Origin of the sequence: Ralstonia sp. PBBBR1, assembly GCF_002256165.1 — a bacterium.
Lineage (GTDB): Bacteria > Pseudomonadota > Gammaproteobacteria > Burkholderiales > Burkholderiaceae > Ralstonia > Ralstonia thomasii.
In genome coordinates, this window is sequence record NZ_NKIL01000005.1 from 129,081 (window position 1) to 151,624 (window position 22,544).

The following is a 22,544-nucleotide window of genomic DNA, read 5'->3' on the forward strand; positions in this document are numbered from 1 at the left end:
ATTTTTACAATCTCGCCACCCTCTCCCGCCCGTTGCGAATGCCGAAATGACAACGGCTGGCGTGGCCGGCCCGGTTCTTGCGTGAACAGGCGCATCACGCACATTCACAAGAACCGGTTTGTCCAAGAACGTCTCTCCCCAGTCTTCTGCCAACGCGGCGCCCCTGCCCTCGCTCGACCTGGGCCGAACGGCCTTCCTGCTCGACTTTGACGGCACCCTCGTCGATATCGCGCCGCAACCCGAAGCGGTGCATGTTTCTGCGCCGCTGCGCGAAACGCTGGCCGCGCTGCATGCCGCCAGCGGGGGCGCGTTGGCGATCATTAGCGGGCGCACGGTGCATGACGTGGAGTCGCGCCTGTCTCTGCCCGGCCTCGTCATCGCCGGTGTGCACGGCGCCGAACGCCGCTATGCAGACGGCGGCTTCGTCCGCCTGAACGCTGACGCAGATGCACTCGCGCAACTGGAGCGCGAGTTGCGCGCAGAACTCACGCAGTTGTCGACGCAGTTTTCGGGTGTGGTGCTGGAAAGCAAGGGAATTGCGTTTGCCCTGCACTACCGCCACGCGCCTGAAGCCGAGAACGCCGTACTGACGGTAGCGGACCGCCTCGCGCGCCGCTATGCCGACCACGTGCGCCTGCAGGCCGGCAAGATGGTCGTCGAACTCAAGCCGCGCGGCGCCAGCAAGGGCGACGTAGTGCACACGCTGATGACCGAACCGCCCTTCATGGGCCGCACGGCGCTGTTTGCCGGCGACGACCTGACCGATGAAAGCGCCTTCGATGCCGTCAATGCGCTGGAGGGCTGGTCGATCAAGGTGGGGACGGGCCCAAGCCAGGCGCGTTGGCGCGTGCAAGACGCGGCGGCATTGCGGGCCTGGCTGGCAACGCTCACGGCCCCGTCCAAGCGAGGTGCCGCATGAGCCGACTCATTGTGGTTTCCAACCGCGTTGCGCCCGTTGCCGAAGGCCAGGGAACGGCCGGCGGCCTGGCCGTGGGTGTGTTCGATGCGCTGCGCGAAACCGGCGGCATCTGGTTTGGCTGGAGCGGCGAAAGCGCAGCCACTGTTTCACACGAGCCGACCATCGTCACCAAGGGCAATATCACCTATGCCACCGTCGGCCTGAACCGCAAGGACTACGACCAGTACTACCGCGGTTTTGCCAACGCGACGCTGTGGCCAATCTTCCATTACCGCGTGGATCTGTCGCGCTACGAGCGCCAGGAGTACCACGGTTACCGGCGCGTCAATGCGCAGTTTGCGCATCAGCTCAAGGCGCTGGTGCAACCCGACGACATCCTTTGGGTGCACGACTATCACCTGATCCCGTTTGCCGCAGAGTGCCGCGCGCTGGGGCTGACCAACCGCATCGGGTTCTTCCTGCACATTCCGTTTCCGTCGCCGGAAATCCTGACGACGATTCCGCCGCATGAAGACCTCATGCGCGCGCTGTGTGCGTACGACCTGGTCGGTTTCCAGACAGAGACCGACCGCGTGGCCTTCTACGACTACATCGAGCGCGAGGCGCGCGGCTACATCGAGCAGAAAGAGCAGAACGGCCCGGTACACGCCTATGGCCACACGCTGCGCGCGGAGGTCTACCCGATCGGCGTGCATCCGGACGAGATCGCGCAGCAAGCCAAGGCGTCGCTGGCACGGCGCAATCCGTTCATGCGGCATGCGGGCGCGCGCGGCGAGCGCATTGCGCCGCAGGGGCAAGGCCAAGGCCAGCCGCCCACGAAACTCATCATGAGCGTCGATCGGCTCGACTATTCCAAGGGCCTGCCCGAGCGCTTCCGCGCGTTCGAGCAATTGCTGGACGATTTTCCGGACCATCGCCGGCACGTGACCTTCATCCAGATTGCGCCCACGTCGCGCCAGGACGTGCAGAGCTATCAGCAGATCCGGCAGCGGCTGGAGGCTGAATCGGGCCGCATCAACGGCAAGCATTCGGAACTGGACTGGACGCCCATCCGCTACATCAACAAGCAGTACGAACGGCGCGTGCTGATGGCGCTTTTCCGCAGCTCGCAGATCAGTTATGTCACGCCCCTGCGTGACGGCATGAACCTCGTCGCCAAGGAATACGTGGCCGCACAAGACCCGGAAAACCCGGGCGTGCTCGTGCTGTCGCGCTTTGCCGGCGCGGCGCGCGAGTTGGATGCCGCACTGATCGTCAACCCGTATGACACGCGCGGCATGGCCGAGGCACTGAACCGCGCGTTGACGATGCCGCTCGAAGAACGCAAGGCGCGCTATGCCCACATGATGGATCGGCTGCGGTCGGCCAACCTCACCATCTGGCGCGAGCGGTTCGTGGCAGACCTGCGCGGCGCGCCGTCGCGATAGTCAGGCGCCCGCGCTGCCGGTGCGCGGCATACGCTCGGCAGCTTCTGCTATGTCTGTGGATGCGTCGGCCTCGGGCGAAAGCATGTCGGCCAACACGGCATTCATGCGCGCCCAGTGCGAACCGGGCCAATAGACGCGGCGGCAGACATCACAGGTGCTAAAGAGCCGCTGGCGCTCACGCACGCGGGGCGGCACGCTGGCGGAAGCCTCTTCCGGGCTCAGCATCCGCAACGGCACATTGCATTCGAGACAGCGAGAGAACGGCCTGGCCACATCGGCGAGCCGGAGGCGCATGACGATTTCGCGCATCTGCGCTTGCGGCTCACGCGCACGGATGAACGCGCCACGACGGATGCCACGTCGCTTGAGGAGTTCACGATCACGCGAGAGCACGATCCAGTCTTCTCCGTTCGCGAGAGCTTCGATGGCCGCGTCGGCGTAGTTGTTGTCGTAGGCGGTATCGAAGCCGGCCATGCGCAGCAAGCGCGCCGTTGCGCCCAGGTGGGCGTCGCACAGAAAGTGCAGCGGCGCGGTGGGCAACAGGGGCTCCGCCGCTGAAACGGCAATGTAGCCCCGGGCGGGCAACATGGCCTCCAGCGCCATGGGCCGGCCGTCCACCAGGACTTGCCCAACTTCCGTATGCGGCACGCCAAGTGCCTCGATAGCGAGCTTGAGCGTGGCGCCGTCTGCCCACGCGCGTGCAACGGGATGCCCGCGCAACGCCTGCGGAAGAAGCGGCGTCAGATTGGAATCGAACGTGAGGACGACGGTTTGCATGCCTGCCACGATACTCCCAACCCAACATGGGTGCCTTGGCACGGTCGCGCCGCAAGGGTTTTGCCGGGCGCCTGAATAATAAAAATGCGGCGTGACCGCTCAAGCCACGCCGCAAACAGGGAGGAAAAAATTCAGTCGATGCGCGGTTTATGCGCGCGATGCAGCGCCGCCGTTCGGATAGCTCGCATCTCCGTTCCACGACAGGTAGCCATACGTGTCGGCCTGGCGGTCAGCGCCTTGCGTGTACGGATCAAAGCGACCAGCCTGCGTTGCGGCCGGAGCGTCAAAGTTGGGCTGGATGGACGCCGTTGCGGGCTGCGACAGCAGCGTGGCGGAAGCCGACACGGTGGCCACCATGGCCAGGACAGCGCGGCGGGAGAAGGCGGAGAAGAGGCGGGAGTTCATGATCTGATCCTTGTTCGTTTGCGCTCGTTGTTGCGCTCGGAGGGCAGAATAGATCGTTGCTCCCGTCTAATAAATGCGACTTTGCAGAAATAACTGTTCAGGCGGCGCTAACAATGTGCAGTCGCGGATTTTCCTTGAGCTGCAGGCACGGGTGGTCGGCAAACAGCGTCGCAACCCAGTCCACAAACACCCGCACCTTGGGCGACAGATGCCGGTTGTGCGGATACACCACCGATACGGGCACCGCTTCGGAAATATGATCCGGCAGCACTTCCACCAGCGCGCCCGACATCAGGTGCTCATACACCAGGAAGCGTGAAGTCTGTAGCAGCCCCAGGCCATGCAGGCCACACGCCACCGCCGATTCGGCATCGTTGACGGACACCATGCTGCGCACCTTGTGAATCTGCTTCTGCCCGTCGATTACGAAATCCCAATCCATGCGGCGGCCGTTGCGCGCAGAGAAGTAATTCACCGCCGTGTGGTCCTGCAGGTCTTCCAACGTCTTGGGCGTACCGCAGCGGGCCAGATATTCGGGCGACGCGCAATTGACCATCGACAGCTGGCCGATGCGGCGCGCGACAAGGCTGGAGTCCTGCAACTCGCCACCGCGCACGGCGCAATCCACGCCCTCCTGCACGAGGTCGACGGTGCGATCGCTCATGCCGATCTCCAACTGAAGATCGGGGTACGCCTCGTGAAAATCGCGAATGCGCGGCACAAGCAACCGTTTGCCAATCGACGCAGGCACGTCGATGCGCAAGGTGCCGCGTGCGCCCGACGAGCTTTGCGAGAACGCAGCCTCGGTCTCTTCAAGATCGCCGAGCAAGCGTACGCAGCGCTCGTAATACGCAGCGCCATCGGCGGTGACATTCACACGGCGTGTGGTCCGGTGCAGCAGGCGCACGCCAAGGTGTGCCTCAAGGCTTTGCACCAGGTTCGTCACCGTGGCGCGGGGTAACTGAAGGCTGTCGGCAGCCTTGGTGAAACTGCTGGCTTCCACGACGCGCGTGAAAACCTGCATGGCCTGCAAGCGATCCATCTGCGGCTCCTTAGGGACGGACTCCACGGGGCGGGCGCACTGCCCGAACCAAACGGCCAATGCGCCGGACTTGTGGAATCAAGGGGTCTGCTCATGTTCGAGAACACGCACGCGTTCTGAGCAAGAGGCGCGATCAGGAAAGCTGCGACTACGGGTTTTCGCAGTGCAACAAGATCGGCCTTGAGCATGGACACTTTGTAGCACAACCGTAAATTCTGATTGTTCGGCTGCAACTAATAGTGATGTCTGATTATAGGCATTTATCCGCGTTCGTCTAATCACCATCATTCAGCCCATCGATATCCGGGTTATCCGCAAAGGTAAGCCCCGCCTGACATCATGGGTTCTTCTCCACCGCGCCTCGTTGTTTCGGATCGCTCCCTGCCCAGCGATGCGGCATCGGCCGCTGTTCGCCCAGCACAACCGTACGCAACGCCCGCTCCCACAAATGTTGCACTGAATAACAAATTGCGCGGCGCAGCATCGACGCTGCCTGAGCAAGCTCCTGCGTGCAAGGAAACGGCCGGCGCGGCGCCGTTGCCGCGCGAGGTCACGGCCGAAGACTATTGGACGCAGGGCTACGCGGGCCGTATCCGCCTGCGTGTGTTCCGCCCAGGAATGCACGCCGACGATGCCGCCGCACCGCTGCACCGCCCTGGCGTGCTGTACCTGCATGGTGGCGGTTTCGTGCGCGGCTCCATTGATGATGCCGATGCGCCGGGACGCCACCTGGCCGCCACATTGCCCGCCGTGGTGGTCACGGTCGGCTATTCGCTGGCGCCCGCCGCGCCCTTCCCCGCCGCGCCGGAAGATGTGTACGCCGCACTGTGCTGCATGGCCGACCATGCCGACGCATGGGGTATCGACCGCCGCCGCATCGCAGTGGCCGGGCACGACGCCGGCGGCAACCTGTCGGCCGCGCTGACGATGATTGCGCGCGACCGCGGCGGCCCAAACCTGCGTGCGCAGGTCCTGATCGCGCCGATGCTCGATCCGACCATGGCACGCGTGATCCCCGACCACCTGGCCAACGCAGACAACTCGGCTGAAGTCTGTGCCGATTGCTATCGCCAGTACCTACCCCGCCCGACCGAGCGCGTGCATCCCTACGCCGCGCCGGTGGAATCGCGCCGCCTGCAGGGCCTGCCCCCCGCCCTGCTGCTCACTGCGCCGCAAGACCTGCTGCGCACCGAAGCCGAGCGCTATGCCGCGTGCCTTATTGAAGCTGGCGTGGTCACGCAGGTCGTGCGCGTGAACGAGGCCTGCCATGACTCGATCGCCATGAGCGCCGTGGCGCAAGACGAGATGACGTGCTTCCTGCGCTGGCACCTTGGCATGACGCGCCAGACGGCGGCACCACGCAAACGCCGTCCACGTGCGGATCGGAAGGACCGCACTTCCATTGACCCGACCGGGGAGACGCCTGGCTGAACCCAGACAACAAGAAACGGAGTGCAAGGCCGCCCGCGTATTTCTACGCTGCGGCCAAAGCGCTTTTACCCAGTCTTTTTCTCTTTGCTTACCCAACAAAATCGAGAGAGTCATCATGAGCCTGTCCAAACGCACACTCGCCATTTCGGTTGCCGCCGTGCTCGGCGTTGCAGCTGTGGGCACCTACGGTCTGGTCTCCAGCGCCGGCGCATCGCAACAGCCGGCAGCCGCCCCCGCCGCCACGCCGGTGGATGTGGCGCCGGTGCTGGCCAAGAACGTTTCCGAATGGGATGAATTTTCCGGCCGAATCGAAGCCGTTCAACGCGTAGAAGTCCGCCCACTGGTGAGCGGCACCGTCACCGCCGTCCACTTCAAGGACGGCAGCATCGTCAAGAAGGGCGACGCGCTGTTCACCATCGACCCGCGCCCCTACGCGGCGGAAGTGGCCCGCACGCAAGCCGCACTGACCGCCGCCAAATCGCGCGTGGCCTACACCACGTCGGAGCTGGACCGCGCGCAGAAGCTGGTGGCCGACAACGCCATCGCGCGCCGCGAGTTCGAAGAGAAGGAGAACGCCGCCCGCGAGGCCCAAGCCAACCTGCAAGGCGCCGCCGCCGCGCTGGAAGCCGCCAGGCTGAACCTGGAGTACACGCACATCGTGGCGCCGGTCGCGGGCCGCGTGTCGCGCGCAGAAATCACCGTCGGCAACGTCGTCTCGGCGGGGGGTGCTGCGCCGGTATTGACGACGCTGGTGTCGGTCTCGCCGATGTACGTGGCGTTCGATGCGGACGAGCAAAGCTACCTGCGCTACTCCGCCAAGGCTGCCCAGGGCGCGAAGACGCCGGTCTACATCGGGCTGGCCAATGAAGACGGCTACACGCGCGAAGGCGCCATCCAGTCCGTCGACAACCGGCTCGATGTGCGCTCGGGCACGATCCGCGTGCGGGCCACGCTGGACAACGCCGACGGCCGCCTCACGCCGGGCCTCTACGCCCGCGTGCGCATGAGCACCGGCGCACCGCACGACGCCATCCTCATCACCGACAAGGCCATCGGTACGGACCAGGACAAGAAGTTCGTCCTAGTGGTGGATGCGGCCAACAAGACGAGCTATCGGCCGGTGGTGCTGGGCGCCTCCATTGACGGCCTGCGCGTGGTGAAGTCGGGCCTGAAGGCGGGTGAACGGATCGTCGTCAATGGCATCCAGCGCGTGCGCCCCGGCGACGCCGTGGCACCCAACACGGTGACCATGGATAGCCTGGTCACCAAGCGCGTGGTGCTGCCCGGTGCACAACCCGAAGCGCCCGCAGCACCGGCCGAAGCCAAAGCCGACACAACGACTGCACCTGCTGCCAAGGCCGAAGCCAAGGCCGAAGCCAAGGCCGCCAACGCCCAGACCGCCGCTACCGCGCAACGCCTGCCGGCCGACCGCGCTTGATTTGCGACTGAACCTCATCGCTCACAGCCATGAACTTCTCTAAATTTTTCGTGGACCGCCCGATCTTTGCGGGCGTGCTTTCCACGCTGATCCTGCTGATCGGGATCATCTCGATCTGGCGATTGCCGATCTCGGAGTATCCCGAGGTCGTGCCGCCTTCGGTGGTGGTGCGCGCGCAGTTCCCGGGCGCCAACCCGAAGGTGATTGCCGAGACCGTCGCCTCGCCGCTCGAAGAACAGATCAACGGCGTCGAGAACATGCTCTACATGCAGTCGCAAGCCAACAGCGACGGCAACCTGACCACGACGGTCACCTTCAAGCTGGGCACCGACCCGGACAAGGCACAGCAGCTCGTGCAGAACCGCGTGTCGCAGGCGCTGCCGCGTCTGCCCGACGTGGTGCAGCGCCTGGGCGTGACGACCATCAAGAGCAGCCCCGACCTGACGATGGTGGTGCACTTGCTGTCGCCCAACGACCGCTACGACATGACGTACCTGCGCAACTACGCCGTGCTGAACGTCAAGGACCGCCTTGCACGGATCAGCGGCGTGGGCCAGGTGCAGCTGTTCGGCTCGGGTGACTACTCGATGCGCGTGTGGCTCGACCCGAACAAGGTGGCCGAACGCGGCCTCACGGCCAACGAAGTGGTCAAGGCCATCCGCGACCAGAACGTGCAGGTGGCAGCCGGTGTGATCGGCGGTTCGCCGTCGGTGCCGGGCACGGACCTGCAACTGTCCGTCAACGCCCAGGGCCGCTTGAAGACCGAGCAGGAATTCGGCGACATCATCCTGAAGAGTTCGCCCGATGGCGCCGTCACGACCCTGCGTGACGTAGCCCGCATCGAACTGGCTGCGTCGGAATACGGCCTGCGTTCGCTGCTGGACAACAAGCAGGCGGTGGCCATTCCGATCTTCCAGGCGCCGGGTTCCAACGCGCTGCAGATTTCGGATGACGTGCGCAAGACAATGGCGGAGCTGAAGGAAGACTTTCCCGAAGGCGTCGACTACCGCATCGTCTATGACCCGACGCAGTTCGTCCGCTCGAGCATCGAAGCCGTCACGCACACGCTGCTGGAAGCGGTGGCGCTTGTGGTGCTGGTGGTGATCCTGTTCCTGCAGACGTGGCGTGCGTCGATCATTCCGTTGCTGGCGGTGCCGGTGTCCATCATCGGTACGTTTGGCCTGATGCTGATGTTCGGCTTCTCGATCAACGCGCTGTCATTGTTCGGGCTGGTGCTGGCCATCGGGATCGTGGTGGACGATGCCATCGTGGTGGTGGAAAACGTCGAGCGGAACATCGCCGAAGGGTTATCGCCACGCGAGGCCACGTACAAGGCCATGCGCGAAGTGAGCGGCCCGATCATCGCCATTGCCCTGACGCTGATTGCCGTGTTCGTGCCGCTGGCTTTCATGACGGGCCTGACCGGTCAGTTCTACAAGCAGTTCGCGCTGACGATCTCGATCTCGACCGTCATCTCGGCCTTCAACTCGCTCACGCTGTCGCCCGCGCTGGCCGCCCTGCTGCTCAAGAGCCACGACGCGCCGAAGGATTGGCTGGCGCGTGCAATGGACAAGGGCCTGGGCTGGATCTTCCGTCCGTTCAACCGCGTGTTTGGTGCGGCGTCGGAATCGTATGGCCGCAGCACGTCGCGCGTGATCGGCCGCAAGGCCGTGATGCTGGGCATCTACCTGGCGCTGATCGGCGCGACCGCGCTGCTGTTCAACAAGGTGCCGGGCGGCTTCGTGCCGATGCAGGACAAGCAGTACCTGGTGAGCTTCGCGCAGTTGCCGGACGGTGCCTCGCTGGACCGCACGGAAGACGTCATCCGCCGCATGTCGGACATCGCCCTCAAGCACCCCGGCGTGGAAAGCGCCGTGGCGTTCCCGGGCCTGTCGATCAACGGCTTCACCAACAGCCCGAGCGCGGGCATCGTGTTCGTCACGCTCAAGCCGTTTGACGAGCGCAAGACCCCCAACCTGTCGGGCGGTGCCATCGCGGGGCAACTGAACCAGCAGTACGGTGCGATCAAGGACGCGTTCATCGCTGTGTTCCCGCCGCCGCCGGTGCAAGGCCTCGGCACGGTGGGTGGCTTCAAGCTGCAACTGGAAGACCGCGGCTCGGTCGGCTACGAACAGCTCTTTGCCGCCACGCAAGCCTTCATGGCGAAGGCACGCAAGACGCCTGAGCTGGGCCCGTCGTTCTCGAGTTACCAGATCAACGTGCCGCAGTTGAATGCCGACCTGGACCGCGTGAAGGCCAAGCAGCTTGGCGTGCCGGTGACGGATGTGTTCGACACCATGCAGGTGTATTTGGGCTCGCTGTACGTGAACGACTTCAACCGCTTCGGCCGCACGTATCAGGTGAAGGTGCAGGCAGACGCGCCGTTCCGCGCGCATGCAGAAGACATCCTGCAATTGAAGACGCGCAACACCGCGGGCGAGATGGTGCCGCTGTCTTCGCTGCTGCGCGTGTCGCAAGGCTTTGGGCCTGACATGGTCGTGCGCTACAACGGCTACACCGCTGCCGATATCAACGGTGGCCCGGCCCCGGGCTTCTCGTCGGGCCAGGCGCAGGCGGCCGTGGAACGCATCGCGCATGAAACGCTGCCCAAGGGCGTGCGCTTCGAGTGGACGGATCTGACGTATCAGCAGATCCTGGCCGGCAACTCGGCCGTGTGGATCTTCCCGATCTGCGTGCTGCTGGTGTTCCTGGTGCTCGCCGCGCAGTACGAAAGCCTGACGCTGCCGCTGGCCGTGATCCTGATCGTGCCGATGAGCCTGTTTGCCGCCATGCTGGGCGTGTGGGTCTCGCATGGAGACAACAACATCTTCACGCAGATCGGTCTGGTGGTGCTGGTGGGGCTGGCGTGTAAGAACGCCATCCTGATCGTGGAGTTTGCGCGCGAGCTGGAGCTGCAAGGACGCACCATCGTGGAAGCCGCCATCGAGGCCTGCCGCCTGCGTCTGCGCCCGATCCTGATGACGTCGATCGCTTTCATCATGGGCGTGGTGCCCCTGGTGGTATCGACCGGCGCCGGTGCGGAAATGCGTCATGCCATGGGCGTGGCCGTGTTCGCGGGGATGTTGGGTGTGACGCTGTTCGGCCTGTTCCTCACGCCCGTGTTCTACGTGCTGCTGCGCACGCTGGCGGCACGCCGCGGCCAGCGCTCGGAAGACGCCCCCGATCGTGATCTGGACCTGGATGGCACGCTGCCTGTGCCGTCGACACAGCACTAAGGTCAATACTCATCAAGACATCGCTATGAACGCGTCGACACAACAACAAACAGGTCCGGCCATGCGCGCGGGCCGCTGGACTCCGCTGGCGCTGGCCGCCGCGCTGTTCCTCGCGGCCTGCTCGCTCGCCCCGACCTACGAGAAGCCGGACGTTGGCACACCCAACGCCTTCAAGGAAGCAGCGCAACCAGCACAAGCGACCGATGCACCGCTGGCGGCAAACGAGCAAGGCAAGTGGAAGACCGCCGAGCCCGCCCTGCCCGCCGACGGCGCGTGGTGGAAGATCTTCAACGATCCGACGCTCGACAAGCTCGAAGCGCAGGCCGCTGAAGCCAGCCCCACGCTGGCCGCCGCAGCCGCGCGTGTGAACCAGGCGCGCGCCTTCGTGCAGGCCAACCGTGCATCGCTGTTCCCGGAACTGGATGCGGGCTTCGGCCCGACGCGCCAGCGGGCTTCGGCGGCATCGGCGGGCCTGCCGGTCGGCGCGCCCGTGCAACCGCAGACGTACTGGCGCGCGCAATCCACCGTGGCGTATGAAGTCGACTTGTTCGGCCGCGTGCGCAACAACATCGATGCCGCCGGCGCCGACGCCGAGCGTGTCGAAGCGCTGTACCGCGCCGCCCGCCTGTCATTGCAGGCCGACGTGGCGCAGACGTACTTCAGCCTGCGCACGCTGGATGCGGAAGAAGCCTTGCTGTCCCGCACGCTGGTCGGCCGTGAAGAGGCGCTCAAGCTCGTGCAGCGCCGCTTCAACACCGGCGACATTGGCGAGCTGGACGTCGCCCGCGCTGATGCCGAACTGGCCACGGCACGCTCCGACCACATCGGCGTACAGCGCCGTCGCGCGGTGCTCGAGCACGCACTGGCAACGCTGCTGGGCAAGGCACCGGCCGATTTCACGATGGGCACCGACCCGCTGCAATCGGCCGACGTGCGCGTACCGGCGGGCCTGCCCTCCGCCCTGCTGGAACGCCGCCCCGACGTGGCCGCTGCCGAACGCTCTATGGCGGCTGCAAACGCACGCATTGGCGTGGCGCGCGCGGCGTTCTTCCCGCAACTGCAGCTCACGGGCGGCTTCGGCTACGAGTCGCACGACATCGGCGACCTGCTCAAGTGGGGCAGCCGCACGTGGATTCTCGGCCCGCTGGTCGGCACCGCGCTGTCGCTGCCGATCTTCGACGGTGGCGCCCGCAGCGCCGGCGTGAAGCAGGCGCGTGCCGCGTATGAAGAGAACGTCGCCAACTACCGCGAAAGCGTGCTCGTCGCCTTCCGCGAGGTGGAAGACAACCTCTCGGAACTGCGCCTGCTGGCCGATCAGGCCAAGGCACAGGACGACGCCGTGCGCGCGTCCACGCGCGCCGCGCAACTCTCGCGCACGCGCTACAACGCGGGGTCGGTCAACTACCTGGACGTGATCGATGCCGAGCGCAACATGCTGTCCGCCGAACGCATCGGCGTGCAACTGGCCGGCAGCCGCGTGAACTCCACGGTGGGGCTCATCAAGGCGCTTGGTGGTGGCTGGGGGGATCTGCCGCCGGCTGCACCGGCTAACGCAGCCACCGCGGCCCAGCCCGCAACGGTGGCGCAGCAGTAAGAATTTCTCTCCTCTCTCTCTGGAAAGCGAGATCTGCGCGGCTTCGGCCGCGTTTTTTTTTTTGCTGTGGACTGCCTGCGACCTACGGCCATGCGACTTTCGCGCAGTGCTGCGTAACATGCCAGGATTGACCTGGCGTTATATCCAACCCTATATTTCGGATAACTCACCCAATCTGTCGCCGGCACCCAACGCACCGCGCCGTTCGCGGGCATGACCCGGCCGGCCGATGGCACCTTCCCAACGTATCCGCATGTCCGCTTCCATCTGGACGCCTCTGCTGCTCTCACTCAAGGTGGCGGGCTGGGCGACCGTCCTCAACCTCGTGCTGGGCGTGGGCGCGGCCTACGCGCTCGCACGCACGCGCAGCCGCCTGCGCGAGGTCATCGATTCGGTCTTGACGCTGCCCCTGGTGCTGCCGCCGACGGTGCTCGGCTATTACCTGCTGGTGCTGCTGGGCCGGCGCGGCACGATCGGCGGGTGGCTCGACAGCATGGGCATCCAGCTCGTCTTTACCTGGCAGGGTGCGGTGATCGCCTCCACCGTGGTGGCGTTTCCGCTGGTCATGAAGTCGGCACGCGCCGCCTTTGAGGGCGTCGATCATCAACTGGAAAACGCGGCGCGTGTGCTGGGCCTGCCCGAAGCCGCCGTGTTCTTTCGCGTCACGCTGCCGCTGGCTGCACGCGGCATTGCCGCCGGTGTGCTGCTGGCCTTTGCCCGTGCCCTGGGCGAATTTGGTGCCACCCTCATGATTGCCGGCAACCTGCCCGGCCGCACGCAGACGCTCTCCGTGGCCATCTACGAAGCCGTGCAGGCCGGCGACGACGCCACGGCCAATACGCTGGTGCTGATCACCTCGGTCACCTGCATCGTGGTGCTGGTCGTGGCCAGCCGCCTGCTGCAAGGGCGCGCACCGAGCCTGCAGGAGCAGCTGGCATGAGCGGCGGCATGATCGATCTCGTCGTGCAAAAAACGCTTACGAGCGCGGCGCGCGTGTTCTCGCTCGATATTGCTGTGCGCTCGGACAGCCGGCGCGTGGTGCTGTACGGACCGTCTGGCGCCGGCAAGAGCCTTACGCTGCGCGCCATTGCCGGCCTGATGACACCCCAACGCGGCCGCATCGTGCTGAACGGCCGCACGCTATTCGACCACGCCGACAATATCAACCTGAGCGCGCAGGAACGCCGCGTCGGCTATCTGTTCCAGGACTACGCGCTCTTCAACCACCTGACGGTGGCGCAGAACATCGCGTTCGGGCTCAAGCGCGGGTGGTTCAACCCGCCGCGCCGCGCACGTGACCCGCGCGTTCAACAGTGGATCGACTCGTTCGAGTTGGGCGCCGTTGCCGCCAATTACCCGTCACAGATTTCCGGCGGCCAGCGCCAGCGTGTGGCACTGGCCCGCGCGCTCATCGCCGAGCCGTCCATGCTGCTGCTCGACGAGCCCTTTGCCGCGCTGGACCCGGCGTTGCGCACGCGCATGCGCTCCGAACTGTCTGCCCTGCAAGCGCGGCTGCAGGTGCCGATGCTGATGATTACGCACGACCCGGCCGATGTGGAGATCTTCGGGGACCACGTATTCGAGCTGCGCGATGGCCGCGTCGTAGCCGATGCCGTGCGGGCGCCCGATGCGCCGCCACTCTCGCCGTATCCGCATCTGACGGCGGTGGTGAACCGCTAGCGTCAGAACACGCCCAACGCGAGCCCCGTTGCCAAGGCCTGCCCGAGGGCACGGCAGCGCTCCAGAGCCTCTGCGCCAATCTGCTTTGGCGCCAGGATGGCCTCGGGCGTCTGCGCATGCGTGCAGACGATGATCGGCTCGGCCACGGGCTTGAGCCGCCAGCCGGTGGCAATGCGTTCAATCTGACGCACCGCATTCTGGCCATCGCTGCCCGCGCAGATCAGGCACGCGTATGGACGACCGTTGATGCGGTCGAGCGCAGGGTAATAGCAGCGATCGAAGAAATCCTTGAGCTGGCCGCTGATGGCGGCGAGGTTTTCGGGTGTCGCGAAGAGATAGCCGTCTGCGGCGAGCACATCGTCGGGACCCGCCTGCGCGGCGTGCAGCAAGCGCACAGTCACGCCGCCCTCTTCTGCCGCGCCGGCCTGCGCGGCCTCGGCCATCTGGCGCGTGCCGCCCGTCATCGAGTGGTAGACGATCAGCAGGGTTTTCGGCGTCATGAGGGCGTCAGGCCAATCCCAGGATCACGCTCGACGCCTCGAACACGGCCACGGCTTCCACGCCTTCAGCCAGCGCCAGCGTTTGAACCGCCGTGCGCGAGAGCATGGCCACCAGCACGGTTTCCGCCGCCGACGGGTCGCTTACATCCAGCAGGCGCAGCCGCACTTCGGCCTGCACCGCACCATCGCGGATTTCCGTGACCACGCACGGCAATTGGTTTTCTGCCGAGACGCGCCACTCGCCGGCGCCGCGCATCAGCATCACGGCAGGCGCCTTGATGAGCGCGACGGCCTGCACACCCGGCGCCAGCCCCAGCACGCGCGTGCTCTCCTGGGTGATGGTGGCAGCGACAGCCTGCCCGCCGGGCAGGCGCAGCGTCACCACATCGTTGACGGCGCCCGGCGCGACCGATTCGACCGTGCCGAACAGCGTATTGCGCGCGCTCGTGCGCAACATCAGGCGGCGCAGCAGGTTGACGTCTTCGCTAGCGGCTTGCGCGGCCGCATCCAGGCGCTCGACAAAGCGGCGGTGCTCGGCTTCCAGCACGCGAAAGCTCTCGATCAGCCGTTGCGCACGCGGCGTCAGCACACTGCCGCCACCACCCTTGCCGCCCGTGGTGCGCACCACCAACGGCTCGCCGGCCAGGTTGTTCATGGTGTCGATGGCGTCCCAGGCGGCCTTGTAGGAAAGGCCCACGGCTTTGGCGCCTGCCGTGATGGAGCCGGTCTGCCCGATGGCAGCCAACAGTTCGATCCGGCCACGCCCGCCCCAGTTGTCTTCACCGGCGCGCAGCCAGATGGTGCCATCGAGTTCCAGCATGTCGTCCCGTCTTGAATGGAGATTGCAACATGCCGGATGTTAACGCCGATTTGCTGGTTCAAGCCGCCGCCAGGCGCGGCGTACGCACATGCAGCAGCACCGAGCGCGAGAGCAGCAGCCCGCCCAGGAAGCCGAACAGCGCACTGAACAGCGCCGTGAAGCTGCCGGAGTGCGAGACTTCCGGGCGAATCGCCAGCATCACGTTGTAGGCATAGCGGGCGGCGAACAGGCCCACGATCACGACCATCGGCACCCAGCTGCCCGGCACACGCACAGTGCGGGCCGTTTCAGAGACGGCGCCGTTGGGCGGCGACATATACGTCACCAGGAACGCCACGACAACCGCGACCAGCCACATCGTGAGCGCAAGCGGGCTGCCATGGCTTGCCATCGACACGCCGTAAAGCGAATACGCGGCCACCACGAGCGGCAGCACGATCAGGCGGCGGCGCGACACGATGCGGGGCTGCATCTGACGCACCCCAATGGCAATCAGCACGGCAAACACGACGAACACCCAGGCGGGCGTATGCGAGACGATGGAGGCGATCGATTCGAGCATGGCGGTCTCCCTGTTGGAATGACGCCAGCGTAGGTGCCGGCCCCCCGCACGCGGGAGCGGATTGCGACGAACGGCAGAAACGCCGGTGTGAACGGTGGGAAAAGCGCGATTCGGGTCGGGCGGTCAGCCCAGCGCGGCGCGCACGCCGGCATCCACAACCGACAGGTGCGCCCGCAGCAAACGGTCGAAACCTTCGGCCGTGACCGGCTTACCGATGTAGTAACCCTGGATTTCCTGGCAGCCCGCCTTGGCGAGGAACTCCACCTGGTCTGCGTCTTCCACGCCCTCGGCTGTGACCGTCATGCCCAGGGCGCGGGCCATGGCGACGATGGCCTCGGTCAGCGCCACCGAATCCGGGTCGTGCGGAATGCCGGTGATGAACGAGCGGTCGATCTTCACGTTGCTGATCGGGAAGCGCTGCAGATACGACAGCGATGAATATCCGGTACCGAAATCGTCGATGGAGATCCGGATGCCCTGCGCGGTGAGCGCATCGAACATGGGGCGGACTTCATCCGCACCACCCATCAGCAGGCTTTCGGTAATTTCGACTTCGAGCGCGGTGGGCGGCAGGCCAGAGTCGGCCAGCGTCTGCTCGATCATCGGCACCACATCGCCGGCCTGGAACTGGCGCGCCGACAGGTTGACCGCCATGCGGAAGTCGTAGCCCAGTGCTTCGTACCAGATCACGGCCTGCTCGCAGGCACGGCGCAGGACCCATGCGCCAATCGGCACGATCAGCCCCGTCTCTTCCGCCACCGGAATGAACTCCACCGGCGAGATCGCTCCGAGCTTGGCGCTGTTCCAGCGCAGCAGCGCCTCGGCGCCAACGATGCGATGGCTGGCCAGGTCGTACTTGGGTTGATAGACGAGCTGCAGCTCGTTGTTCTCGCGCGCGTCACGCAGCGCGTTTTCCAGCATGTAGCGGCGTTGCAGGCGGGCGTTCAGTTCAGCCGTGTAGAACTGTGCACGGTTACGGCCGTTCTGCTTGGCCCGGTACATGGCGGCGTCAGCCGAACGCAGCAGGTCGGACCCCGAAATGCCGTCGTGCGGATACAGCGCCACGCCAATCGACACGCCCAGGTAATACCGCCCGTTGACGGTATCGAACGGCTCGCGCATGGCCTGCAGCAAGCGCTCAGCCAGCAAGGCAATCCGCTTTCCCTCGACACGCTGGTCGATGAGGATGACGAACTCGTCGCCGCCCAGACGGGCGATCACGTCGCCGGGGCCGATGCAGTCGGTCAGGCGTGCGGCCGCGCTCTGCAGCAGCGTGTCGCCGCAGGCATGGCCCGCGGTGTCGTTCACGCTCTTGAAGCGGTCAAGGTCGAGGAAGAAGAGCGCCAGTTCGCGGCTCTCGTCGCGCGCGCTCTCAATGGCGCTTTCCAGGTGCGCGATGAAGAAGCTGCGGTTGGTCAGCCCCGTGAGCGCGTCGTGCGCGGCCAGATGGCGCAGGCGCTGCTCGGCGCGCTTGATGTCGGTGATATCGGCAAAAGACAGCATCACGCTGCTGGGTGTGGGCTCGGCGTGACGACGGATCGGAATGATGTTCTGCCGCACCCACATCAGTTCACCGGTCTTGAGCAACAGCCCGTACACGCGGCCGAAGATGGCTTCGCCAGTGCGCAGCACCTGCCCGGACGGCATCATGGTCGAACCGACTTCCTTGCCGTATTCGTCCACCACGCGTTGAATCGGGTCGAGCCGGTTACGCCCGACAAGCTGCCCCGGGCGGACGCGCAAGATTCGCTCGGCGCTGGCGTTGGCGGCCTGCACCACACCGTCCGGCGATATGATGACGACGCCTTCGTGCAGGTTCGAAATCGCCAGCCGGTAGCGCTCTTCGCTTTCGGCCAGACCACGTTCGACGTTGTCTTTCTGGATGGCAACGCCCGCCAGGTGCGTGACGTCGTCAAGGAAATGCTGTTCTTCTTCCACGGGCATGCACGGCTGTCGATAGAACAGCGCGAGCACACCAAGCTTGTCCCCGCGCGATGAACGGATCGGCAACGCCCAGGCGGAAGCAAAACCCGCCGCCAGTGCCGCCGTGCGCTCCCGCTGCCAGCGCGGGTCGGTCGCAATGCTGTCGATGAACACGGTGTCGCCCAGGTACATGGCACAACCGCATGCGCCCGCCTCGGGACCGACAGGCGAGTTTTCCAGCGTGGCGGCATAGGCCGCAGGCAACGTGGGTGCAGCGGCCACACGCAGGGTCTGCGAGCCTGCATCCAGCAACAACAGCGCCGACATGGCATTCGGGTAGACCTGCTCGACGTACAGGCACAGGTGGCGCAGCACGGTCGACAGTGTCGCGTTGGAGGCAAGTTGCGCAAGCACGGCATTCTCCGAAGCGAGCAGGCGGCGCGCATGCAGCGCCTCGGCGCGCGCCTGAACGGCGTGTCGCTCCAACGCATGGCGCGACACGGCTTCGCGCAGCACGAGCATGACGGCGGGCTGGCCTTCGTGCTCGCACGCGGCGGCTTCGCTGGCAACCAGAACATGCGTGTAGTCGGCACGCACGAGACGGTGCTCGACGGGCTGGGCAGACACGCCGCTGCTCACCATGCCCGCCAGGCGCGGCACCACCTGGGCAACGTCATCGGGATGAATCAGGCCGGCGAGTTGCAGGCCTGCCAATTGCGCTGGATCCTGCGCGCCCAGCAGACGGGCAGCGGCCGGGTTGGCTTGCACCAGGCGCCCATCCACGGTCAGCAATACCGCGTCGGACGACAGCCGCGACAGCGCGTCGAAATCGGTATTACGCCCTTCGGCCATCGCCCCGGCCGTAACCGCCACCGGACGTTGGGCGGCCTCGGGGCTGGGCGCAACGTCTGCAGGAGAGGCTCCGGCCTGAGCCGGAAGGAACTGGGTCATGGGCAATGCGATGGCGTGAGCGATAACGGCAACAGCGACGGCAATGAGAAAGCGAGTCGCGAGACTACACGTGTCTCGACCCTAACCACAACGGCGCGCTGATGGAAAACTGAAGGGTGTCGCCTGCGATACCCCTGACGCGCATGTGGTGGCCACCCTACGTTTGCATTGCCCAAGAAAAAACCCGCGCTCAGTTGACGAGGCGCGGGTTGAAATCTCTGGACCGTGTCGATCTGTTCCAGAGAGGAGAACCGACCCATGGGGCAATCGACGCAGTAACGCGTTGCATCGCCATGTTGTAAATCATAGTGGCCCCCTTGAAAAAACAAAGGGCGGAAAAGACCGGGTATTCCATCCCATTTTCATTTCCGCCGACCCCTTTGTTTTGGCACTGCACGAACCCCGTTGCTGCTTGTCCCGCCTGCTTGCATCGTCGGCATGTGCGAACTCATGTGCGGCCCGTTTCGCGATACAAACGACGCCGGAGAAAATCCCCCCGACTTATTAGTTGGTCGCTACATGGGTGAGAATGTTCCGACCTGCCCGATTATGTCGTTCACGTGAAGTCGCTTTGCGCAGGCAAAATCACGCGAGAGTGACCCATGAGGCAGATTGCCGCGTCAAGTTCGCGCGCGGCGTGCCGTTATTGGTCGAAAGAGCGCGTCTGCCCCGTGACCTAGCAGGCGCAATTTAGATGCCCGTGCCTGGACTGTCATGCCGTCTCTGTCCTCCCCCAATCGATCGCTTTCACGGCGCACCACGCGGTTGCTGATTGCCGTGAGCGTGCTGGCCGCACTGGTTGCGTTGCCGCGCGCGCACGCTTCCACGCCGCCTGCGGCTGCGGCAGTGGCCGCCCCCGGCCGGCCACCTGTAGCTGCGGCCGCACCCGCCCCAATTCCGGCCGCTAAGACCCAGAAGGCCACTACCGTTGCCTCTACGGCCCCGACCTGCCAAGCGATCATGCAGCGCCTGTCGGGCAGTCTGGCCGCCACGCCCAGCACGGCCGACAAGCCCGGTACCGTGATGATTGACGTCGACAAGGCGGGCGTGATGATGGCCTGCAGCCACTCCGACTCGATTGCCATCCCCGTACCGGGCGGCAAGCCCCGATGACACCCGTCGCCTTCGCGCACCGAGTCATGGCGGGCATGCTGGCAGCGCTGGCGGCGCTGTCCATGCCGGTGGCCGGCGCGGAGCGCTGGATCCCGCTGCCCAATCAGCCGGACAGCTACGCGTCGCTCGACGTCGGCAGCATCCAGCGCATGCCCAGTGGCCCAGTCAGCGCATGGGTGCGTGTGGAAGCGTCGAACCGCGCGGGCATGCGTTCGCTGCAGCGCATGTTCGGCGCCTTTCGCGGCGATATGGCCGATTTCTTGTACACCGTCGATTGCCGCAGCCGGCAGTTTTCGGTCTCGCAAGCCAAGCTGTACCAAGGCGCGCTGACCGTCAGCGAAAGGCAACTCGCCAACGACGCCGGCTGGCAACGCGTGGATGGCATCGGCCTGGCGGGCGAAGTCGCGCGCCAACTCTGCGGCGGATAGCACCCCGACGCGTTGCGTCGCATCGCGGTGCCATCGTTGGTAACATCGACGCGTGCGCCGCGCCCCCACGTCCCCATCGACCCAACCTGCTGATCCTCGCGTAACCGCAGACGCGAGCGTCTTCGGCACGCTTGCACGCGGCTCGCGCGCATCGCTCGAGCGCGTCACCAACCTGGGCGACGGCGTAACCGCCGCCATCTGGCGCAACGAGCACGACGAGGCGCGCTACATCCAGCCCGGGCACCACACGCTGTCGGTCTATCTGCAAGGCGGCTACACCACGCACCGGCAAGATCTGCCGCACCTGTTCGGCGCGCCGGGGCGCGTGTGCATGCTGCCGGCCGAACACCAGTCGAGCTGGGTGATCGAGCAACCGATGCGCTTCGTTCATCTGTATTTCGCGCCCGACGCGCTGGCCGGGCACGCCGTGCGTCTGCTCGACGCGGAGCCTCGCCTGTTCACGCTGCACGACCGCACCTTCATCGAAGACGCGCATCTCGCACAAGCCTGCGCGAACATCGCCCAGCTCGATTGGACCGACCTGGACGACCGCATGCGCGCCAACGCGCTGGCCAACGACACGCTGTCGTATCTGGTCCAGACACAGGGCCGCACGCGGGCGCTCGCCGTGCGTGGCGGGTTGGCGCCGCACGTGTGCCGGCGCATTGCCACGCGCATCGATGCCGAACTGCATCTGCCCCTGTCGCTCGGACAACTGGCAGCAGAAGCAAACCTGTCGGAATTCCATTTCGCGCGGATGTTTCGCGCGTCGTTCGGGGCCGCGCCGCATGAGTGGGTGATGCAGCAGCGCATGGCGCGTGCACAAATGCTGCTGCGCACCACCACCCTTGCGCTGGCGACGATTGCCGAGCGCTGCGGCTTTGCCAGCCCGAGCCATTTCAGCCGGCGATTTGCACTCCAGCTTGGCGCGTCGCCATCACGCTACCGGCAGGCCTGGCAACGGGGGTAGGCCGCAAGCTGCCACGTCAATATCCGAACGACCGTGCACCGCGATCGACCGGTCGTCATATCGGCCGAAATGCTGTGCTGCACTAGCGTTTTCCACGATAGAGGCGCATTGGCCGGCGCAGTAACGTGGAGATGGGTTCCCCATGGAGACCGCCATGTTTACCCATATCCTCCTGCCGACCGACGGCTCCGAGCAGTGCCGCAAGGCCATCGACGGCGCACTCGAGCTGGCGCGAGCCACCGGCTGCCGCCTCACCGCCTACACGTGCATTGAAGAATTTCCCAACATGGCCTATTCGGCAGGCGTGGGGGAGTGTCCGCATGCGTACTACATGGAAACGGTGCAGGGCTACGCCAAGGACTGCATCGAGCGCATTGCAGAGCGGGCGCGAGAAGAAGGCGTGCAGTTCGACAGCGATGTGTCGCAGTTTGCCGAGCCTTACCTGGGCATTCTTGACGCGGCCAAGCGGCACGCGTGCGACGTCATCTTTATGGCATCGCACGGGCATCGCAGCCTGATGGGCCGACTGCTGATCGGCAACGAGACGCGCAAGGTCCTGACCTACGCGCACGTGCCAGTGGTGGTCTACCGCTAGGAATCCGTTCACGGGCCGCTCGCCGTCGACCGAGAGCGGTTCCAACGCTGATCGCGCTTTTATTTCATCGCAGCCAGTTCCGGCGGCGGAGCGCTTTCGTCATGTTCCAGTGGGCGTTCGGCAACACGCTGGGCCTCACGATCGGCAACCTGCTTGCGCTGCTCAGGGGTGAGCACCTGCATGACCTTGGCGCCGGCCTGCGCACGCAGTTGCGCTTCGCGGGCCACGGCGCGGCCCAGCGATTCGGTCAGACCGCGTGCCCGCGCTTCGTCGTATTGGCCCGATGCCACCATCTGATGCAGATCGCGGCGGGCATGCTCGATGGCCTTGTGCTGCTCGCGTGCTTCCGGCATCTGCGCATATTCGATGGCGAAGATCTTGTCGCGCTGCGCTTCAGTCAGGGTGAGGCCGCGCAGGAAAGGCGCGCCACCATGATGCGGGCCCATGGCGTGCGGACCGCCTGGGCCGAACGCGGGGCCCGGCCCTCGCCCCACCATGCCGGGGCCGTGCGGCGGCACTGGCTGCATCGGCGAGAGCGGAGCCGCGCCCGGTGCGGCAGTCTGGGCCACCGCGGCACATGAGAAAACAAGCCCGGCAACAACGGCGACCAGGCGGCGGGAAGTCACAGCGATCATGATGAGGCTCCTGATGAGATCGTCGGCCGGACACGCCGACCATGCGCTCACTGTAGCCATCGACACTGCACCGAAGGTGTGCAAACGGAGGAGTTTTC

The 22,544-nt window shown here is 65.5% G+C and carries 20 protein-coding genes; 12 read left to right on the forward strand and 8 right to left on the reverse strand.

Annotation, left to right across the window (positions count from 1 at the left end; all coding sequences use genetic code 11):
- The first annotated feature begins 118 nt into the window (after positions 1–118).
- Positions 119–919 (forward strand): trehalose-phosphatase, encoded by an 801-nt coding sequence (gene otsB, locus CFE42_RS09290; protein WP_004627408.1) that lies wholly within the window; start codon positions 119–121, stop codon positions 917–919.
- On the forward strand, positions 916–2,346 hold the full coding sequence (gene otsA / locus CFE42_RS09295; RefSeq protein WP_004627410.1) for an alpha,alpha-trehalose-phosphate synthase (UDP-forming): 1,431 nt from the start codon (positions 916–918) through the stop codon (positions 2,344–2,346). Before otsB ends, otsA begins: the two co-directional genes overlap by 4 nt.
- On the opposite strand, the gene CFE42_RS09300 is transcribed toward otsA, so the two are convergent.
- The 3 genes from CFE42_RS09300 to CFE42_RS09310 all read right to left on the reverse strand — a co-directional run bounded on the left by CFE42_RS09300 (position 2,347) and on the right by CFE42_RS09310 (position 4,570).
- Positions 2,347–3,123, reverse strand: a complete 777-nt coding sequence (locus CFE42_RS09300; protein ID WP_004627413.1) for a Mut7-C RNAse domain-containing protein — start codon at positions 3,121–3,123, stop codon at positions 2,347–2,349.
- A 147-nt stretch (positions 3,124–3,270) separates the two neighbouring features.
- Entirely contained in the window at positions 3,271–3,528 is a 258-nt protein-coding gene (locus tag CFE42_RS09305; protein WP_004627416.1) for a hypothetical protein, read from the reverse strand.
- Between the two features lie 97 nt (positions 3,529–3,625).
- Positions 3,626–4,570, reverse strand: a complete 945-nt coding sequence (locus CFE42_RS09310) for a LysR family transcriptional regulator (RefSeq protein WP_004627418.1) — start codon at positions 4,568–4,570, stop codon at positions 3,626–3,628.
- Positions 4,571–4,909: 339 nt separating this feature from the next.
- Here CFE42_RS09310 and CFE42_RS09315 point away from each other — a divergent pair, with 339 nt between their 5' ends.
- From CFE42_RS09315 to CFE42_RS09340, 6 genes are all read left to right on the forward strand, one after another.
- On the forward strand, positions 4,910–6,001 hold the full coding sequence (locus CFE42_RS09315; protein ID WP_004627420.1) for an alpha/beta hydrolase: 1,092 nt from the start codon (positions 4,910–4,912) through the stop codon (positions 5,999–6,001).
- Between the two features lie 115 nt (positions 6,002–6,116).
- Positions 6,117–7,439: an efflux RND transporter periplasmic adaptor subunit gene (locus tag CFE42_RS09320; protein WP_004627421.1), complete on the forward strand. Its 1,323-nt coding sequence runs from the start codon at positions 6,117–6,119 to the stop codon at positions 7,437–7,439.
- A 29-nt stretch (positions 7,440–7,468) separates the two neighbouring features.
- On the forward strand, positions 7,469–10,675 hold the full coding sequence (locus CFE42_RS09325) for an efflux RND transporter permease subunit (protein ID WP_251471187.1): 3,207 nt from the start codon (positions 7,469–7,471) through the stop codon (positions 10,673–10,675).
- Between the two features lie 25 nt (positions 10,676–10,700).
- Positions 10,701–12,269: an efflux transporter outer membrane subunit gene (locus tag CFE42_RS09330; RefSeq protein ID WP_274521281.1), complete on the forward strand. Its 1,569-nt coding sequence runs from the start codon at positions 10,701–10,703 to the stop codon at positions 12,267–12,269.
- A gap of 253 nt (positions 12,270–12,522) precedes the next feature.
- Entirely contained in the window at positions 12,523–13,209 is a 687-nt protein-coding gene (gene modB, locus CFE42_RS09335) for a molybdate ABC transporter permease subunit (protein ID WP_004627431.1), read from the forward strand.
- Positions 13,206–13,949, forward strand: a complete 744-nt coding sequence (locus CFE42_RS09340; RefSeq protein ID WP_004627433.1) for an ATP-binding cassette domain-containing protein — start codon at positions 13,206–13,208, stop codon at positions 13,947–13,949. Before modB ends, CFE42_RS09340 begins: the two co-directional genes overlap by 4 nt.
- A gap of 2 nt (positions 13,950–13,951) precedes the next feature.
- On the opposite strand, the gene CFE42_RS09345 is transcribed toward CFE42_RS09340, so the two are convergent.
- The 4 genes from CFE42_RS09345 to CFE42_RS09360 all read right to left on the reverse strand — a co-directional run bounded on the left by CFE42_RS09345 (position 13,952) and on the right by CFE42_RS09360 (position 18,705).
- Positions 13,952–14,449: an NAD(P)H-dependent oxidoreductase gene (locus CFE42_RS09345; protein ID WP_004627435.1), complete on the reverse strand. Its 498-nt coding sequence runs from the start codon at positions 14,447–14,449 to the stop codon at positions 13,952–13,954.
- Between the two features lie 7 nt (positions 14,450–14,456).
- Entirely contained in the window at positions 14,457–15,269 is an 813-nt protein-coding gene (locus CFE42_RS09350) for a TOBE domain-containing protein (RefSeq protein WP_004627437.1), read from the reverse strand.
- A 58-nt stretch (positions 15,270–15,327) separates the two neighbouring features.
- Positions 15,328–15,831, reverse strand: a complete 504-nt coding sequence (locus tag CFE42_RS09355; protein WP_004627439.1) for a DUF6622 family protein — start codon at positions 15,829–15,831, stop codon at positions 15,328–15,330.
- 123 nt (positions 15,832–15,954) lie between these two features.
- Positions 15,955–18,705, reverse strand: coding sequence for an EAL domain-containing protein (locus CFE42_RS09360; RefSeq protein WP_004627441.1), 2,751 nt, complete (start codon positions 18,703–18,705; stop codon positions 15,955–15,957).
- Positions 18,706–19,419: 714 nt separating this feature from the next.
- Here CFE42_RS09360 and CFE42_RS09365 point away from each other — a divergent pair.
- The 4 genes from CFE42_RS09365 (at position 19,420) to CFE42_RS09380 (ending at position 21,811) form a co-directional block, all read left to right on the forward strand.
- A complete protein-coding gene (locus CFE42_RS09365; RefSeq protein ID WP_004627443.1) occupies positions 19,420–19,818 on the forward strand; it encodes a hypothetical protein in 399 nt (132 codons plus the stop codon).
- Positions 19,815–20,246 carry a hypothetical protein gene (locus CFE42_RS09370; RefSeq protein ID WP_004627445.1) on the forward strand — a complete coding sequence of 144 codons (432 nt, stop codon included), beginning with the start codon at positions 19,815–19,817 and terminating at the stop codon, positions 20,244–20,246. The genes CFE42_RS09365 and CFE42_RS09370 overlap by 4 nt, the downstream gene beginning before the upstream one ends.
- Before the next feature lie 52 nt (positions 20,247–20,298).
- Entirely contained in the window at positions 20,299–21,216 is a 918-nt protein-coding gene (locus CFE42_RS09375; RefSeq protein WP_004627447.1) for a helix-turn-helix domain-containing protein, read from the forward strand.
- Between the two features lie 154 nt (positions 21,217–21,370).
- Complete coding sequence (locus tag CFE42_RS09380; RefSeq protein ID WP_004627449.1) at positions 21,371–21,811, forward strand: universal stress protein; 441 nt, start codon at positions 21,371–21,373, stop codon at positions 21,809–21,811.
- A 59-nt stretch (positions 21,812–21,870) separates the two neighbouring features.
- Here the strand turns inward: CFE42_RS09380 and CFE42_RS09385 are convergent, their stop codons facing one another.
- Positions 21,871–22,446: a Spy/CpxP family protein refolding chaperone gene (locus tag CFE42_RS09385; protein WP_004627451.1), complete on the reverse strand. Its 576-nt coding sequence runs from the start codon at positions 22,444–22,446 to the stop codon at positions 21,871–21,873.
- Between the last annotated feature and the right edge of the window lie 98 nt (positions 22,447–22,544).